The following is a 15,901-nucleotide window of genomic DNA, read 5'->3' as shown; positions in this document are numbered from 1 at the left end:
GCGTGATACGATGGAGAAGCAATGAAGCGAATTGTTGTCCGGTCAGGACCCTTTTCCACGCTTCTCCGGACGCAGGCCTTCTGGCTCCAATAACGGGTACCAGAGACCGGCCGTCACGCCAAATGCTAAATTCCCTGTTGCGAAACCCGTAAACGCTCTATACGTAGCGTATATATTCACCAGTTTCAGCCCTGCAACGGAGCGACAGGCGATGGCGCGCGTCACCGTGGAAGATTGCATTGATAAAGTCGACAACCGGTTCGACCTGGTTCTTTTGGCCGCCCATCGCGCGCGGACGATTTCATCCGGTTCGCAACTTACGATTGATCGCGATAACGACAAGAATCCCGTTGTTGCGCTTCGTGAGATAGCCGAACAGACCATCTCCCCGGAGGATATGCGCGAAGAGTTGGTTCACTCCTTGCAGAAGTTTGTCGAGGTCGACGAGCCCGAGCCCGACACCGTGCCTTTGATCGGTTCAGCCGGGGCAAGCGTCGATGCGGACGATACCGAGGTTGCCGTCGAGCGCATGACGGAGGAAGAACTGCTGAAAGGCTTAGAGGGACTCGCGCCTCGCGAGGAACAACCCGAAGAGGACGAATGATAGACCTATGCCGACTCTGAGGGGTCAGGTACCCGCGGGTCAGGTTTCCGATTTAGCTGACCACAGAGGTTTGGGTTTGGGCTCAAGGTGGCTTCTCGCAGAATATTTGCGCGGGGTGACAGCGTGTCGTATCGGCGACCGCTTCATAGCCCGTGCGAAGTTTATCCTCATGTTGCGCGCGAGAGCGGCATCGGTCCAGCCGAACTCGCCCGGAATCTTGCTTTTGTAGGGCCAGATACGGTTGTTCGATCAAGTAAATGGGCGCGAACTCCGCTTAAGTATCAATAACCCGCATGCCTGAGGCGCGCCACGGTCGCCAACCGTTTCGGCAACGGTCACCGGCCGCACTGTAAGCAGGGCGGCCAACGCCAAAATTGATGCTTCTTAGCTAGCGACAACCTCAATCGTTCCGTGGTCATCGCAATGATCACCATGAGGATGATGAAGCCGGCCGTTCACGAGGTAATCGACGTGATCGCCATGAGGAACGGCCTGATGTCCGCAGTTGGGGCCGTGGACATGGCCGGCGTCGTGGCCCGCATGACCAAATTCTGGGGTGCAACGGTCGGGATTCTTGGCGTTGACGTCGATGGCGTGCTCTTCAACGATGTCGCCCGCCTGATGGTGCAGATGACCGTCATGCAGGTAATCGACATGATCGCCATGTTTGACCGCGACATGGCCGCATGAAGGTCCGTGCTTGTGGGAATGATCGGCATGGGTATGAGCTGTCATGTACGTTCCTTTCCTGGTTGAAGTTTAGTGGCCTTCACAAGCGTGCCCGATCGCATTGTCCACGAGGTTGAGAACGTGGGTATCGGCTAGCGAATAAAAAATCGTCTGGCCTTTGCGTCGCCGTTTGACGAGATGCGCCGTCAGCAAGACCTTCAAACGGGCGGATATGGTTGTGACTTTCTCCTGTTCGATCTCGGCGAGTTCTCCGACGCTCAGTTCGCGCTTTGATAATCGCAAGACGATACCAAGCCGGTTTGCGTCAGCCAGTGCCTTGAGCATTTCGGCTGCCAGCTCGAGCTGATGCCGATGAAAATCAACCATCATCCTACTTCCAACATTCCAATATACTATGGAATAACGTGCGATCACTGTCAAGTGTCGAGGGCGAGGACGAGGGCCAGGGCGAGGAGAAGGCAGGCTAGTAAAACACCAAGCTCTTTCGCTTTCGATCGGCTTAAGTCGGGACGCGGTGAATATTTGTCGGTTTCTCAGCAGTAAGATGGTCCAATAACGGCTCTGGCGTTGATCACCGTTAGGTCCTTCGGAAGTCGAGGCAGCTAGAAAATAATCGCGCACCGGTTGCGCCGGTCGCATGGATAGGCATCTGGGTTTTATTAAGATCGGGTGTGCCCGAAGATCGAATTCGACTTTCGGTCAAGACAATCTAGGATAGATACTGGAGGGTGAACGGCGGGTTTCGCGCGATGAAGACACTTGGTTCTATGACAGGTTGGCCTCGCAGAAGGCGACAGATAGAGGCCGCGACCGACTCGGCCGCAGCGGCGCCGATGCCGGCTGCCCCCGTCAAGCCGCCGCGTCCGCGAATGATGCGTCAGTACGACCTGGTCGAACGCGTTCGCTCCTACAACCCGGACACAGACGAGGATTTGCTGAACCGAGCCTACGTCTATGCCATGAAAGCTCATGGCGAACAGATACGGGCGTCGGGCGATCCCTATTTCTCCCATCCGCTTGAGGTGGCGGCCATCCTGACCGGTCTCAAGCTCGACGATGCCACCATCGTCGCGGCGCTGCTGCACGATACCATTGAGGACACCGAGGCCACCCGCGCCGAGATCGACAACATGTTCGGGCCAGAGATCGGTGCGCTGGTCGAGGGCCTGACCAAGCTGAAACGGCTGGAATTGGTCTCGCGCGAGGCCAAGCAGGCCGAAAATCTGCGCAAATTGCTGCTGGCGATTGCTGACGACGTCCGCGTGCTGCTGATCAAGCTTGCGGATCGGCTGCACAACATGCGTACTCTCGAGTTCGTGCCGCCGATGTCGCGTCAGCGCATCGCCGAGGAAACCCTCGACATCTACGCGCCTCTTGCAGGCCGCATGGGTATGCAGGAGATGCGCGAGGAGCTTGAGGATCTGGCGTTCCAGACCCTCGATCCGGAAGCCCACGCCGTGGTGGGGCAGCGGCTTGATGCGCTGGCCGAGCGTAACCGCAACCTCATCGGCGAGATCGAGAGCCAGCTCACGACCAGTCTTGCGAACAAAGGTATCGCTTCGCGGGTAAGCGGTCGTCGTAAGCAGCCGTTTTCGATCTGGACTAAGATGGAACGAAAGTCGGTCGGGTTCGAGCAGCTTTCCGATATTTTCGGATTTCGCGTCGTAATGCCCGATGTCGAAGCCTGCTATCGCGCTCTCGGTGTGGTCCACATGACGTGGCCGGTCGTGCCAGGCCGTTTTAAGGACTATATCTCGACTCCGAAACAGAACGACTATCGCTCGATCCACACCACGGTGATCGGACCTGGCAATCAGCGTGTCGAATTGCAGCTCCGAACCGAGGAGATGGATTGCATCGCCGAGCTCGGCATCGCCGCACATGCCTTTTACAAGGAAGGCGCGGGCTCGCCGACCGAATTGCTCAATCGCGAGTCCAATGCGTTCGCATGGCTGCGTCATACCATCGAAATGCTATCGGAAAGCGCCAATCCGGAAGAGTTCCTCGAACACACCAAGCTCGAATTGTTTCACGATCAGGTCTTCTGCTTCACCCCGAAGGGGAAGTTGATCGCGCTGCCGCGGCACGCCAATGTCATCGACTTCGCCTACGCCGTGCATACCGACGTCGGCAACAGCACGGTGGGTTGCAAGATCAACGGCAAGTTCGCGCCGCTGTCGTCGCGATTGCAGAATGGTGACGAGGTCGAGATTCTGACTTCGGACGCTCAGTCCGCACCGCCATCTGCCTGGGAATCGCTTGCGGCAACCGGCAAAGCGCGGGCGGCGATCCGGCGCGCCACGCGAGCCGCCGTGCGCGGTCAGTATGTCAGCCTTGGTCGGCGGATCGTGGAACGCCTGTTCATCCGCGCGAAGATAGAATACGCCGACGACAAGCTCACCGGCGCGTTGCACCGGTTGGCGCGCGCCACGATTGAGGATGTCATGGCTTCGGTGGGTCGGGGGGAAATGCGCGCCGCCGATGTCGCGCGCGCGATGTACCCAGACTACAAGGAGGAGCGCTTAGGGCGCCCAGGCGTCAAGAAGAGTCTGGCGGCGAAACTCAAATTGAAATCGCTGCCGGATCCTGCTCGTGGCCCGTCGGTGATCCCGATAGGCGGCATCAATTCGGGTTTGCCGATCAAGTTCGCGCCCAGTGGCGGCGCGGTGCCGGGTGATCGTATCGTCGGCATCGTCACGCCTGGTGAGGGCATCACGATCTATCCGATTCAGTCGCCGGCGCTGACGAATTTCGAGGAAGAGCCCGAGCGCTGGCTCGACGTTCGTTGGGACGTCGACGACACCACGCCTCAGCGGTTCCCGGCGCGCATCGTGCTGGATAGCCTCAACGAACCCGGCAGCCTCGCGCAGGTCGCGACCGTGATCGCCGAGCACGATGGCAATATTGACAATATCAGCATGACGAGGCGCTCGTCCGACTTTACCGAGATGACCATCGATCTCGAGGTCTACGATCTCAAGCATCTCAGCGCCATCATCGCCCAGTTACGTGCCAAGGACGTTGTGGCACGGGTCGAGCGGGTCAATGGCTAGTAATAAAGTGATATGGATCGCGACCGGCCTTCATGTGCAATCTCAGTTTGTCTTCCTAAGACGGCACAATCGACTGCTCACATTTTAGTTTAACGTCGCGATGCTAAGCCAACGCGATACTATGCAGATTTAGAGTTGTTTGATGTCCCATCCTCCATCCATACGCCTAGGAGTTAATGTCGATCACGTCGCCACTATTCGTAACGCGCGCGGTGGCGATCGGCCGGATGTGGTGCGAATAGCGCTCGCGGCGATTGCGGCTGGCGCCGACGGCATTACCGCGCACCTGCGCGAGGATCGCCGTCATATTCGCGACTCCGACATGGCGCGGCTAAAGGCTGGAATTGCAAAGCCTCTCAATTTCGAGATGGCGGCGACGACGGAGATGCAAGGGATTGCGCTCGCCACCAAACCGCACGCCGTTTGTCTGGTCCCCGAGCGGCGGGAGGAGCTGACCACCGAGGGCGGTCTCGACGCGGCCGGCCAATACAACGCGCTGGCGCCTTTCATCGCAAAACTGAACGACGCCGGCATCCGGGTCTCGCTGTTCATCGCCGCCGACCCCAGGCAGATTGAGGCTGCGGCGAAACTGCGCGCGCCGGTGATCGAGATTCACACCGGTGGCTGGTGCGATGCTGTCGTGGAAGATGACAAAGAGAAGGCGGATGCCGAGTGGCGTCGTATTGTCGAAGGCGCGGCGTTAGCCAAGTCGGCGGGCCTTGAGGTTCATGCCGGCCATGGTCTCGATTACGCGACGGCGGAGACGATTGCGGCTCTGCCCGAGATCGTCGAACTGAATATCGGATACTTTATGATGGGCGAGGCGTTGCTCGTCGGCGTCGCCGAGACCGTTCGCACCATGCGTGCGGCCATGGATCGCGGACGCGCAACGTTGAAGATGCGGACGGCATGATCATTGGCATCGGCTCCGACTTGATCGATATTCGCCGCGTGGCGACAGTCATGGAGCGTCATGGGGATCGATTTCTCAACCGGATCTTCACGGAGGTCGAGCGGGCGAAGGCCGAGCGGCGCGCCAGCAATGAGAAGATGGTGGTTGCGACCTATGCGAAGCGGTTTGCCGCGAAGGAAGCGTGCGCCAAGGCGCTCGGGACCGGAATCCGGCAGGGCGTATGGTGGCAGGACATGGGCGTCATCAGTCTGGCGACCGGGCAACCCTCTATGAGGCTAACAGGCGGGGCGCTGAAGCGGCTGGAACTGCTCACGCCCTCCGGCCTTGAGGCCCGCATTGACGTAAGCCTTACCGATGACTGGCCGTTGGCGCAGGCTTTCGTCATAATTTCGGCCGTCGCACCGGGCAAATTTTGAGTCGGCTGGCAATAGGCTTAAACTAAAATATGCTATTTATCAGATAGTTATATGATTTTCACGACACGGTTGATTGCGCGGTCGTAAACAACCGTCTAAAACGCCGCAGGGACCACGATCAGGGTGAATCAGCTCGAATCGTGACGAATTGCGTGCGAGTTCGTCCAAATACCAGAATTCACTGCGTTATTGTGCGGAACGGATACGCTTCGCTTGAAACGCTTTGCCATCGCTTCGAAGCGGCGGCCACCGAGATAGGGAAACGATGAGCGTGTCATCCGGAACCAAAACTGAAAGCGGCGTCGGCGAGACCGTCCGTGTCGTTATCCACGCTCTCCTAATCGCACTGGTGATCCGGACCTTTCTGTTCCAGCCGTTCAACATCCCCTCGGGCTCGATGAAGGCGACGCTATTGGTAGGTGACTACCTGTTCGTTTCGAAATACTCATACGGCTACAGTCACTACTCCATCCCATTCTCACCGCCGTTGTTTTCAGGGCGGGTGTTCGGTTCTGAACCGAACAGGGGCGATGTCCTGGTGTTTCGTCTGCCGAAGGATAACACCACCGACTATATCAAGCGGGTGATCGGGCTGCCGGGCGACCACATCCAGATGAAGGAGGGGCTGCTCTACATCAACGACACACCGGTGCAGCGCGAACGGTTGCCGGATTTCGTGGGTGAAGACCCTTGCGGCTCCGATGCGACGGCGCGCGTAAAGCAATGGCAGGAAACGCTGCCGAACGGTGTCACCTACAAAACGCTCGATTGCGTCGATAACGGCTTCTACGACAATACCAACGTCTACACCGTGCCGCCGGGCCATTTCTTCATGATGGGCGACAACCGCGACAACTCGACCGACAGCCGCGTGCTCTCCGCGGTTGGTTATGTGCCGTTCGAGAATCTGGTCGGACGGGCGCAGATGATCTTCTTTTCGATCGCGGAGGGCGAGCATGCCTGGCAGATTTGGCGCTGGCCCGCCGCGGTGCGCTGGAATCGCATATTCTCCATCGTGCGATGATCGACGAATCGGCTGATATTAAGCCAGTCCCGCCTCCCCACGACGTAGCCGTGCCATCCGGCGCGGAGCCGGTGGCGCTTGCCCCGAAGAAGAAGCGAGCCCGGACCACCACAAAAGCCATTATGGCCGCGATCGAACAGCGGTTGGGTCATAAGTTTGCTGATATCTCGCTGCTCACGACGGCCTTCACCCATGTCTCGGCGCTAAAGTCATCGCGCGGACGCTGCGATAGCTACCAGCGTCTCGAATTCCTCGGCGATCACGTGCTCGGTCTGGTGGTTTCCGACATGCTCTACCGTGCCTTCCCGCAGGCGGATGAGGGCGAATTGTCGAAGCGCCTGGCTGATCTGGTGCGCAAGGAGACGTGTATCGACGTTGCCAAGTCGCTCGATCTGCAAGAGGGCGTCAAGCTCGGCGCGGTCGGCGCTGGCGCCGGGGCTCGGCTACGCCGGTCCGTGCTCGGCGACATTTGCGAGGCGGTGATTGGGGCGGTTTATCTCGACGGTGGCTATGTGGCGGCAGCTACTTTCGTCGAACACAACTGGCTTGAGCGGATGCGCAAGCCAGTGCGACCGCTGCGCGACCCCAAGACCGTGCTGCAGGAGTGGGCGCAGGGCAAGGGGCTGCCGACGCCGGTTTACCGCGAAGTGGAGCGCACCGGGCCGCATCACGACCCGCGCTTCCGCGTTGCGGTGGAATTGCCGGGGTTGGAGGCTTCGGAAGGTATCGGCGGAAGTAAGCGTGCGGCGGAGAAGGCTGCGGCATCCGCCATGATCGCTCGTGAAGGTGTCAAGTGAGCGAGACCGGCCCGGCTGCGCGATGCGGTTTCGTGGCGTTGATCGGAGCACCGAACGTCGGCAAGTCGACCCTGGTGAACGCGCTGGTCGGCTCCAAAGTCACTATCGTCTCGCGCAAGGTGCAGACCACCCGTGCGCTGATCCGCGGCATTGTTGTCGAGAACAACGCCCAGATCATTCTGGTCGATACTCCCGGTATCTTCGTCCCGAAGCGGCGGCTCGATCGCGCCATGGTTTCGACCGCATGGAGCGGAGCCTACGACGCCGATCTCGTCTGCGTGCTTCTCGACGCACGCGCGGGCATCGATGACGAGGCCGACGCCATCCTGACGAAGCTAGCTGGCGTGGCGCATCCGAAAATTCTGGTGCTGAACAAGATCGACCTCGTCCCCCGCGAAAAGCTGCTGGCGCTGACCAGCGCGGCCAACGAACGTCTCTCGTTCGAGAATACGTTCATGGTATCGGCGTTGTCGGGCGACGGCACCGATGATCTGCGTCGTGCGCTGGCCGAGCGCGTTCCGGAAGGGCCGTTCCACTATCCGGAAGACCAGATGTCGGATGCCCCGCTGCGTCATCTCGCTGCCGAAATCACCCGCGAGAAAATCTACCGCCATCTGCATCAGGAACTGCCGTATCAATCAACCGTCGAGACCGACACCTGGACCGAACGCAACGATAAGACGGTTCGTATCGAGCAGACCATCTTTGTTGAACGTGACAGTCAGCGTAAGATCGTTCTGGGAAAGAGCGGCGCGACCATCAAGGCGATCGGCGCCGAATCCCGCAAGGAGATCGGCGAGATCATCGGGCAGCCCGTGCATCTGTTTCTGTTCGTGAAGGTGCGTGAGAAGTGGGGCGACGATCCGAACCGTTATCGAGAAATGGGACTGGAGTTTCCCAAGGAATAGGCCGACGGAATGACCATCCCTAGAAACGTGCTGCGGTTTGAAGCTCTGCTGTACCTTTCGCTCCTGATCGATACGTTGTCGGCTGCTTTCATTGCACGCCCGTCGGCCGAAATCGACCAAGCGGCTGCGGTGAGCGCCGATACGTTCGTCGTTATGGTGTTCATATTCTTTCTGCTTCTGGTGTGGCTTGCAGCACGGCAACGAAAGAATTGGGCCCGATGGGCGCTGGTCGTCGCGCTTGCGCTTTCGGTGCTTTCGATGCTCGGTTCCTTGAGCTATGGGCTGACTCTGGCATTGGTAGTCGATCTGTTTTCGACCGGTCTGGCCGGAGCCGGACTATATTTTTCATTCTCCGATGACGCGGAAAAGTGGTTCCACTGACGGTGCAATCGAATTGCTGCGAAACGGCAGGATACCGTAGACTGGCGCCATGGAATGGACCGACGACGGCATCGTGCTCGGAGTGCGGCGACATGGCGAGTCCGCGGCCATCGTCGAGCTTTTGACCCGCAGCCATGGTCGCCATCTTGGCCTTGTACGTGGCGGGGCCGGATCGCGGATGCGTCCGTTGTTACAACCCGGAAATTCGGTCAACGCGCTGTGGCGGGCGCGGCTTGACGAGCACCTCGGCACCTATGTGCTGGAAGGAACGCGCATGCGCGCAGCGAGCCTGCTCGCATCGTCACATGCAACCTATGGCGTGACCCATCTGGCGGCGTTGGCGCGCCTGCTGCCGGAGCGCGACCCGCATGAAGGCATGTTTGCGATGCTGGAACGGACGCTGGATGATTTTGATTACGCGGGCGGGGCGGCGATCCATCTGGTCCGGTTCGAGCTGGCGATGCTGACCGAGCTCGGTTTCGGCCTCGATCTGTCGGCCTGTGCGGCCACGGGCGCTACCGCAGACCTCATCTACGTCTCCCCGAAATCGGGCGGGGCGGTGTCGCGGCAGGCCGGCGAGCCCTGGCGCGACCGGCTCTTACCGCTGCCACCTTTTCTCCGCGCGATCGACGACGAGCAAAACTGCTGGTCGGAACAAGACCTGCTGGACGGGTTTGAGTTAACCGGGCGCTTCCTGCTGCGCCATGTACTGGAGCCGCGCGGGCAGGGCCATTCCGACGCTCGCGCCGGGTTTATCAACGCGGTGGTGCGAAAGCGGGCAGCGGCAATTCCGGAGGGCGCGCGCCGGGACTGGCGAAGGCAGGGCATCTAGTTAGCCGTAGGTTGAGTTTACACCCTCCCTCGAGAAGGGGAGGTCATTCGCACACCTTGTCGCCGTACCTGACAGGCGTTAACCCGTCCGTATGGGAAAACGATTGATTCCGGCTGAGCCGGCCGAAATTCACGAAGTGCAACTGCGGGAGGCTCTGGAAGAGCGCTATCTCGCCTATGCGCTGTCCACGATCATGCATCGCGCATTGCCGGACGCCCGTGACGGCTTGAAACCCGTGCATCGGCGTATCCTTTACGGCATGCGGTTGCTGCGGCTCGATCCCGGCTCGGCCTTCAAAAAGTCTGCCAAGATTGTTGGTGATGTGATGGGCTCGTTCCATCCTCACGGTGATCAAGCGATCTACGATGCCATGGTGCGGCTCGCGCAGGATTTCGCCTCGCGATATCCGCTGGTCGACGGCCAAGGAAATTTCGGCAACATCGACGGCGATAATCCCGCCGCCTACCGTTACACCGAAGCGCGCATGACCGATGTGGCGCGGCTGCTGCTCGATGGCATCGACGAGGACGCCGTCGAGTTTCGTCCGAACTATGATGGCCAGAGCCGCGAGCCGGTGGTGCTGCCCGGCGGCTTTCCCAACCTGCTCGCCAACGGCGCGCAGGGTATCGCGGTCGGGATGGCCACCGCGATTCCACCGCACAACGCCGCCGAACTTTGCGACGCCGCGCTACATCTGATCGACAAGCCTGACGCGAAATCGAAATCGTTGCTGAAATGGGTCAAAGGGCCGGACTTCCCGACCGGCGGCATCATCATCGATTCCAAAGAGAGCATCGCTGAGGCCTACACGACCGGGCGCGGCGCCTTCCGCACCCGAGCCAAGTGGCATCAGGAAGAAGGCGCGCGCGGCACCTGGGTCATCGTGGTCACGGAGATTCCGTGGCTGGTGCAGAAATCACGACTGATCGAGAAGATCGCCGAACTGCTCAACGAGAAGAAGCTGCCGCTGGTCGGCGATATCAGGGACGAGTCGGCCGAAGACATCCGCGTTGTCATCGAGCCAAAGTCGCGCAACGTCGATCCCGAGCTGGTGATGGAATCGCTCTTCAAGCTGACCGAGCTTGAGAGTCGCATTTCGCTCAACCTCAACGTTCTCATCAAAGGCAAGATTCCAAAAGTCGTCGGCCTTGCGGAGTGCCTTCGCGAATGGCTGGACCATCTGCGCGACGTGCTGTTGCGTCGCTCCGCCTATCGCAAGGCGCAGATCGAGCACCGGCTGGAAGTGCTTGGCGGCTACCTGATCGCGTATCTGAACATCGACAAGGTTATCAAAATCATCCGCACCGAAGACGAGCCGAAGCCAGCCCTGATGAAGGCGTTCAAGCTGACGGAGGTCCAGGCGGAGGCCATCCTCAACATGCGCCTGCGTAGTTTGCGCAAGCTCGAGGAAATGGAGATACGCACCGAGGACAAGAACCTGCGGGCGGAACTCAAGGGTATCAATGCCGTGCTGGGCTCCGAAGCCAAGCAGTGGGAGAAAGTCGGCGAGCAGGTGCGCAACGTGCGTGACATGTTTGGCCCCAAGACACCGCTCGGCAAGCGCCGCACCGTCTTTGCCGACGCGCCCGAGCACGATCTTGCCGCGTTGGAAGAATCGCTGGTCGAGCGCGAGCCGGTCACGGTCGTTGTATCCGACAAGGGTTGGGCGCGGACGCTGAAAGGTCACGTCGAAGATCTGTCGAACCTGTCCTTCAAGACCGACGACAAGCTCGGCTTCGCGTTTTTCGCTGAAACGACGTCAAAGCTGTTGCTGTTCGCCACCAACGGTAAATTCTATTCGCTCGACGTCGCGAAGCTGCCAGGCGGACGCGGTCATGGCGAGCCGATCCGCCTATTCATCGATCTCGAGCAGGATGCAGCGATCGTTTCGCTATTCGTCCACACTGGCGGCCGCAAGTTTCTGATCGCGAGCCATGAGGGGCAGGGGTTCGTCGTCAACGAAGACGATTGCGTCGGCACCACGCGCAAGGGCAAGCAGGTGCTCAATGTCGAGATGCCGAACGAGGCCAAGGCGATTGTGACGGTCGCGGGCGATCAGGTCGCGGTCATCGGCACCAACCATAAGATGGTGATCTTTCCGCTCGATCAGGTGCCGGAGATGACGCGCGGCCGCGGCGTGCGATTGCAGAAGTACAAGGACGCAGGGCTGTCCGACGTCGCCGTGTTCGATTCGAAAACCGGATTGACGTGGCGGGATTCTGCGGGCCGCGAGCAAGGCTTGAGCTGGAAGGAGTTGTCCGACTGGCGTGGCAACCGCGCCGACGCCGGACGCCTCGCGCACGGCCTACCGAAATCGAACAGGTTCGGCCGAACCATATGACATCGCGGATATAGCGTTTTCGAGCGAAGTGGATACCGGTTCGCGTGAAGAAAACGCGTCAAATCAAAATCCTGGACACCTGAGCGGATACGACCATGACCGTGACGATCTATCATAACCCGTCTTGTGGAACCTCCCGCAACACGCTGGCAATGATCCGGGAGAGCGGCGAGGAGCCGGTGATCGTCGAATATCTCAAGCACCCGCCGGACCGTGCGCGGCTTCGTGCGCTGGCCGACGCCATGGGTCTCCCCATTCGCGGGCTGCTGCGGGAGAAGGGCACGCCCTACGCCGAACTCGATCTTGGCAACCCCAAATGGACCGACGACCAGCTTCTCGATTTCATCCTGGCGCACCCGATCTTGATTCAACGCCCGATCGTGGAAACCCCGAAGGGCGTGCGGATTTGCCGTCCGGCCGAAACGGTGCTCGAACTGCTCGATTCTCCCGTCGCTTCCGGCAAGTAGTCTCACATACCAGCATCCTTGAATCCCGCGATCTTCGCGTCGCGGAGCATCGCCGCTCGCGAACCGCGTGGCGGAAACCGCTACACACATTATTTCTCATCTTGCTCTAGATGCATTTGCAAATGAGTTGCAATAAAAGTGAAGTTAGCCCATTATCTCGTCCGATGGATATGAAAGCATCCGCTTTGTCGCCCGAACCGGCTTCGGAGCCGTCGCAAGGGACCTTCTCGGCTGGGGCTGGCTGGAGTTCGGAAGCGCCAGTCCGTCCCAGTCTCGAGGAGGTCCATGCGACGGTGCGGGTTCCCGCGACCGGGCACTGGCTGCGTCGCATGCTGGCCTTTGCGGGACCCGGTTACATGGTCTCGGTGGGGTATATGGACCCCGGCAACTGGGCCACAGACATCGCGGGCGGCTCGAAGTTCGGTTACACGCTGCTGTCTGTCATCCTGCTGTCGAACCTCATGGCGATCCTGTTGCAGGCCCTGGCCGCCCGGCTTGGTATCGCTGCCGGCCTTGATCTCGCGCAGGCATGCCGCGCCAGCTATTCGCGGCCCGTCAATTTCATGCTCTGGCTGGTCTGTGAGGCCGCGATCATTGCCTGCGATCTGGCCGAGGTGATCGGCACGGCGATTGCGCTGCAATTGTTGTTCGGCATCCCGCTGATCGGCGGCGCGCTGATCGCGGCGCTGGATGCCTTTTTGCTGCTGCTGTTGATGAACCGCGGCTTTCGTTTTCTCGAGGCTTTCGTGGTCGCGCTATTGATCGTGATCGCGGTCTGTTTTGCGATCCAGATCGCCGCCGCCGCGCCTCCGGTCGCCGAGATCTTGCGCGGCTTCACGCCGTCACGCGAGATCGTCACCAATCCGGCAATGCTCTATATCGCCATCGGCATTATCGGCGCGACGGTCATGCCGCATAACCTCTATCTGCATTCGTCGATCGTGCAGACTCGGGCATACCCGCGAACCACGGAGGGACGGCGGAGTGCGATCCGCTGGGCGACCGCCGATAGCACGCTAGCCTTGATGCTGGCTCTGTTCGTCAACGCCGCCATTCTGATCGTAGCTGCCGCGGTGTTTCACCGCAGCGGCCACACCGAAGTGGCTGAGATCGGAGATGCGTTCAGGCTGCTGTCGCCGCTATTGGGGCTCGGCATCGCATCAACGCTGTTCGCGGTCGCGCTTCTCGCCTCCGGCATCAATTCTACAGTGACGGCGACGCTCGCAGGCCAGATCGTGATGGAAGGCTTTCTGCGTTTGCGGATGCCAGTGTTGGCGCGGCGGTTGGTCACCCGCGGCATAGCCATCGTTCCCGTGATCGTCGTCACCGCGCTTTATGGCGAGAGCGGAACCGCACAGCTTCTCGTTCTCAGTCAGGTCATTTTGTCGATGCAATTGCCGTTCGCGGTAATCCCGCTGGTCCGCTTTGTTTCGGACCGGCGCAAGATGGGCGAGTTCGCGATTTCAACCGGGACCGCCGCCGTGGCGTGGATTATCGCCGGCGTGATCGTGATCCTCAATCTCAAGCTGCTGGCAGACACGTTCGCCGGATAGGCGAGGGCCGAGGTTTTTTTAACCTAGGCTACAGCAGCACATCCTATGCTGTATCGAATTCGTTCGGATGTGTGCTGGACCGTCGGAAGGCTCTCCGCATGAAGCCATCGGAATTCTAGGTTTGTGATTTCCTGCCTGCGGCAACTATAGCTTCAGTTCTGGCGGCTGCACACCCGAGGTCATTCTTTGCTTCGAACCGCCGCTGGACAAGAATGGTGAGCAAGAGCCGAGCAATCATTAGATCTGGCAGAGTTTAGGAAATGGACATCAAGCCAGCCTTTCTGCACCTGTCGATAGTGCCGAGGACTGTTGCCACGTTCGCGCTGATGATTGTGGGAGCGGTGCTGAACGGTTTTTCAATTGCTCCAGCTCGCGCGGATTCGTTTCTCGGGATGGAAGGTTATATCGCTCCATTTTACTTCTGGACGGATCGGATGGACATGATCGATGTGCGACTGCGTCGCAATTGGCTGGGTTCAAACGAAGATGCGACACTGAGGATACCGCGTGGTTACATTTTCTTTGTAGCCGAACCACAGAAGCAACAGAGTGACGCGGGCCTTCCGCAGCGGGTTGACGTTACTGAAGTGGCCGTGGCCATACTTCATGGCCGCACGGAGTCCTATGTCGCTCGCCTCAAAGACCTCAAAGCGCAGAAAGACTCTGATTTCCCGCTCCGGGATACGCTGCGAGCGGAGGTTGCCACTGTCACGCTAAACTACACTGTTCCTCCCCCTCGACAGGTAACTAGCGATACGAGAGTTCGCAGTACGTCAATCGAGGTTCCTTTGAGGGGCTCATCGCGACCAGATTAGGGTCGTATGGAGCATCTATCGAACTTTATTCGCCGAATAATACCGAAGAGTTTTTCGCCGCCAGATGTTTCGAGCCGACCCGTCCTAGTTATTGGTGCAAATACGAGTTTGAAGTCTGTGACCACATAAGTGCCGACGCCAGCTTCATGGACCTGCGTCTGCACGGCGGTCTGCGTTATGCCAATGAGCGCGTGCGCTATCTGAAGGCGACGATTCGATCCTGGATAACGTCTTGTGGCCCAAATGAGGAGAGCATTCGATAACCGTCAGCCAACTGACCGCTGCCGTCTCATCGGCTATGGCTGATCTGCCGCGTCGCCTGTCGATTGACTGTTCTCATCCACGCGCAACCAGCCCGTCGGCGCAAGGCGCTGCTGTGGCAGGAAGCGGCCCTTGTAATCCATCTTCCGCGATCCCTCGATCCAGTAGCCGAGATATACGTAAGGTAGGCCGAGCCGCCGCGCGCGCGAGATGTGATCGAGGATGATGAAGGTGCCGAGCGAACGGTTTTGTTCGGCCGGTTCGAAAAACGAATAAACCATCGAGAGCCCGTCGCTGAGCACATCGGTCAGCGCCACGCCCACCAGTTCGCCGCGTTCGTTGTTGCCGATGTTCGGGCGGCGCCTGCGATATTCGATGATGCGGGTCTCGACGTGGCTGTCTTCCACCATCATCGCGTAGTCCAGCACGGTCATATCGGCCATGCCGCCGTGGCGGTGGCGCTGGTCCAGATAAGCGCGAAATACCGAGTATTGCTCCGACGTCGGCATTGCGGCACGCAGGTTGCCGACAATGTCAGCGTTCCGCGCCAGCACCCTGCGAGCACTGCGCGACGGCCGAAACTCATCGGCGATCACCCGCACGGAAATGCAAGCACGACACTGGTCGCAAGCCGGACGATAGGCGATCGACTGACTGCGGCGGAAACCGCCATGGGTCAGCAGATCGTTGAGTTCGCCCGCCTTTTCGCCGACCAGATGAGTGAATACCTTGCGCTCGCTGCGATCGGGCAAATACGGACACGGCGAAGGCGCGGTCAAATAGAACTGCGGGGTATCTCGCGAGTGCTGGGTCACGGCGCCTTGTCAGCCTCCGACAAATTACATT

General features: G+C 59.6%; 16 protein-coding genes. 14 read left to right on the top strand and 2 right to left on the bottom strand.

Annotated features, from left to right (window positions below; translation table 11 throughout):
* The first annotated feature begins 211 nt into the window (after positions 1-211).
* Together rpoZ and ACM561_RS10190 are read left to right on the top strand one after the other, a co-directional pair.
* Positions 212-604, top strand: a complete 393-nt coding sequence (gene rpoZ / locus ACM561_RS10195; RefSeq protein WP_079446711.1) for a DNA-directed RNA polymerase subunit omega — start codon at positions 212-214, stop codon at positions 602-604.
* Between the two features lie 441 nt (positions 605-1,045).
* Positions 1,046-1,294: a hypothetical protein gene (locus ACM561_RS10190; RefSeq protein WP_425904845.1), complete on the top strand. Its 249-nt coding sequence runs from the start codon at positions 1,046-1,048 to the stop codon at positions 1,292-1,294.
* Positions 1,295-1,363: 69 nt separating this feature from the next.
* Here the strand turns inward: ACM561_RS10190 and ACM561_RS10185 are convergent, their stop codons facing one another.
* Positions 1,364-1,660, bottom strand: coding sequence for an ArsR/SmtB family transcription factor (locus tag ACM561_RS10185; protein ID WP_425904843.1), 297 nt, complete (start codon positions 1,658-1,660; stop codon positions 1,364-1,366).
* Between the two features lie 401 nt (positions 1,661-2,061).
* On the opposite strand from ACM561_RS10185, the gene ACM561_RS10180 reads away from it, so the two are divergent.
* The 12 genes from ACM561_RS10180 to ACM561_RS10125 all read left to right on the top strand — a co-directional run bounded on the left by ACM561_RS10180 (position 2,062) and on the right by ACM561_RS10125 (position 14,794).
* Positions 2,062-4,347 carry a RelA/SpoT family protein gene (locus ACM561_RS10180; RefSeq protein ID WP_425904841.1) on the top strand — a complete coding sequence of 762 codons (2,286 nt, stop codon included), beginning with the start codon at positions 2,062-2,064 and terminating at the stop codon, positions 4,345-4,347.
* Positions 4,348-4,489: 142 nt separating this feature from the next.
* Positions 4,490-5,260 carry a pyridoxine 5'-phosphate synthase gene (locus tag ACM561_RS10175; protein ID WP_425904839.1) on the top strand — a complete coding sequence of 257 codons (771 nt, stop codon included), beginning with the start codon at positions 4,490-4,492 and terminating at the stop codon, positions 5,258-5,260.
* Positions 5,257-5,676: a holo-ACP synthase gene (acpS, locus tag ACM561_RS10170; RefSeq protein ID WP_425904838.1), complete on the top strand. Its 420-nt coding sequence runs from the start codon at positions 5,257-5,259 to the stop codon at positions 5,674-5,676. Before ACM561_RS10175 ends, acpS begins: the two co-directional genes overlap by 4 nt.
* Before the next feature lie 265 nt (positions 5,677-5,941).
* The gene (gene lepB / locus ACM561_RS10165) at positions 5,942-6,700 is read left to right on the top strand and encodes a signal peptidase I (RefSeq protein ID WP_079446709.1); all 759 of its coding nucleotides are present in this window, start codon (positions 5,942-5,944) and stop codon (positions 6,698-6,700) included.
* On the top strand, positions 6,697-7,497 hold the full coding sequence (gene rnc, locus ACM561_RS10160) for a ribonuclease III (RefSeq protein WP_425904836.1): 801 nt from the start codon (positions 6,697-6,699) through the stop codon (positions 7,495-7,497). The genes lepB and rnc overlap by 4 nt, the downstream gene beginning before the upstream one ends.
* A complete protein-coding gene (gene era, locus ACM561_RS10155) occupies positions 7,494-8,405 on the top strand; it encodes a GTPase Era (RefSeq protein WP_425904835.1) in 912 nt (303 codons plus the stop codon). The genes rnc and era overlap by 4 nt, the downstream gene beginning before the upstream one ends.
* A gap of 9 nt (positions 8,406-8,414) precedes the next feature.
* Entirely contained in the window at positions 8,415-8,786 is a 372-nt protein-coding gene (locus ACM561_RS10150; protein ID WP_425904833.1) for a hypothetical protein, read from the top strand.
* A gap of 49 nt (positions 8,787-8,835) precedes the next feature.
* Positions 8,836-9,618, top strand: a complete 783-nt coding sequence (gene recO / locus ACM561_RS10145; protein WP_425904832.1) for a DNA repair protein RecO — start codon at positions 8,836-8,838, stop codon at positions 9,616-9,618.
* Between the two features lie 91 nt (positions 9,619-9,709).
* Entirely contained in the window at positions 9,710-11,959 is a 2,250-nt protein-coding gene (gene parC / locus ACM561_RS10140; RefSeq protein WP_425904830.1) for a DNA topoisomerase IV subunit A, read from the top strand.
* A gap of 95 nt (positions 11,960-12,054) precedes the next feature.
* Positions 12,055-12,426, top strand: a complete 372-nt coding sequence (gene arsC, locus ACM561_RS10135) for an arsenate reductase (glutaredoxin) (protein WP_425904829.1) — start codon at positions 12,055-12,057, stop codon at positions 12,424-12,426.
* 164 nt (positions 12,427-12,590) lie between these two features.
* Positions 12,591-13,979: an Nramp family divalent metal transporter gene (locus ACM561_RS10130; RefSeq protein ID WP_425904828.1), complete on the top strand. Its 1,389-nt coding sequence runs from the start codon at positions 12,591-12,593 to the stop codon at positions 13,977-13,979.
* A gap of 260 nt (positions 13,980-14,239) precedes the next feature.
* Positions 14,240-14,794 carry a hypothetical protein gene (locus ACM561_RS10125; RefSeq protein ID WP_425904827.1) on the top strand — a complete coding sequence of 185 codons (555 nt, stop codon included), beginning with the start codon at positions 14,240-14,242 and terminating at the stop codon, positions 14,792-14,794.
* 296 nt (positions 14,795-15,090) lie between these two features.
* On the opposite strand, the gene ACM561_RS10120 is transcribed toward ACM561_RS10125, so the two are convergent.
* Entirely contained in the window at positions 15,091-15,870 is a 780-nt protein-coding gene (locus ACM561_RS10120) for an arginyltransferase (RefSeq protein ID WP_425904826.1), read from the bottom strand.
* Positions 15,871-15,901: the final 31 nt, after the last annotated feature.

It is taken from the genome of Nitrobacter sp. TKz-YC02, from assembly GCF_049852135.1.
GTDB lineage: Bacteria > Pseudomonadota > Alphaproteobacteria > Rhizobiales > Xanthobacteraceae > Nitrobacter > Nitrobacter vulgaris.
The sequence above is the reverse complement of the archived record's forward strand: the minus strand, read 5'-3'. Positions and strand labels throughout refer to the sequence as shown.

Excerpts from the sequence above, each read along its gene's own strand:
- ACM561_RS10150 (WP_425904833.1), top strand. The coding sequence starts at position 8,415 with ATGACCATCCCTAGAAACGTGCTGCGGTTTGAAGCTCTGCTGTACCTT.
- rnc (WP_425904836.1), top strand. The coding sequence starts at position 6,697 with ATGATCGACGAATCGGCTGATATTAAGCCAGTCCCGCCTCCCCACGAC.
- ACM561_RS10190 (WP_425904845.1), top strand. The coding sequence starts at position 1,046 with ATGAAGCCGGCCGTTCACGAGGTAATCGACGTGATCGCCATGAGGAAC.
- lepB (WP_079446709.1), top strand. The coding sequence starts at position 5,942 with ATGAGCGTGTCATCCGGAACCAAAACTGAAAGCGGCGTCGGCGAGACC.
- acpS (WP_425904838.1), top strand. The coding sequence starts at position 5,257 with ATGATCATTGGCATCGGCTCCGACTTGATCGATATTCGCCGCGTGGCG.
- recO (WP_425904832.1), top strand. The coding sequence starts at position 8,836 with ATGGAATGGACCGACGACGGCATCGTGCTCGGAGTGCGGCGACATGGC.
- parC (WP_425904830.1), top strand. The coding sequence starts at position 9,710 with ATGGGAAAACGATTGATTCCGGCTGAGCCGGCCGAAATTCACGAAGTG.
- ACM561_RS10180 (WP_425904841.1), top strand. The coding sequence starts at position 2,062 with ATGACAGGTTGGCCTCGCAGAAGGCGACAGATAGAGGCCGCGACCGAC.
- ACM561_RS10130 (WP_425904828.1), top strand. The coding sequence starts at position 12,591 with ATGGATATGAAAGCATCCGCTTTGTCGCCCGAACCGGCTTCGGAGCCG.
- ACM561_RS10185 (WP_425904843.1), bottom strand. The coding sequence starts at position 1,660 with ATGGTTGATTTTCATCGGCATCAGCTCGAGCTGGCAGCCGAAATGCTC.
- ACM561_RS10125 (WP_425904827.1), top strand. The coding sequence starts at position 14,240 with ATGGACATCAAGCCAGCCTTTCTGCACCTGTCGATAGTGCCGAGGACT.
- rpoZ (WP_079446711.1), top strand. The coding sequence starts at position 212 with ATGGCGCGCGTCACCGTGGAAGATTGCATTGATAAAGTCGACAACCGG.
- ACM561_RS10175 (WP_425904839.1), top strand. The coding sequence starts at position 4,490 with ATGTCCCATCCTCCATCCATACGCCTAGGAGTTAATGTCGATCACGTC.
- arsC (WP_425904829.1), top strand. The coding sequence starts at position 12,055 with ATGACCGTGACGATCTATCATAACCCGTCTTGTGGAACCTCCCGCAAC.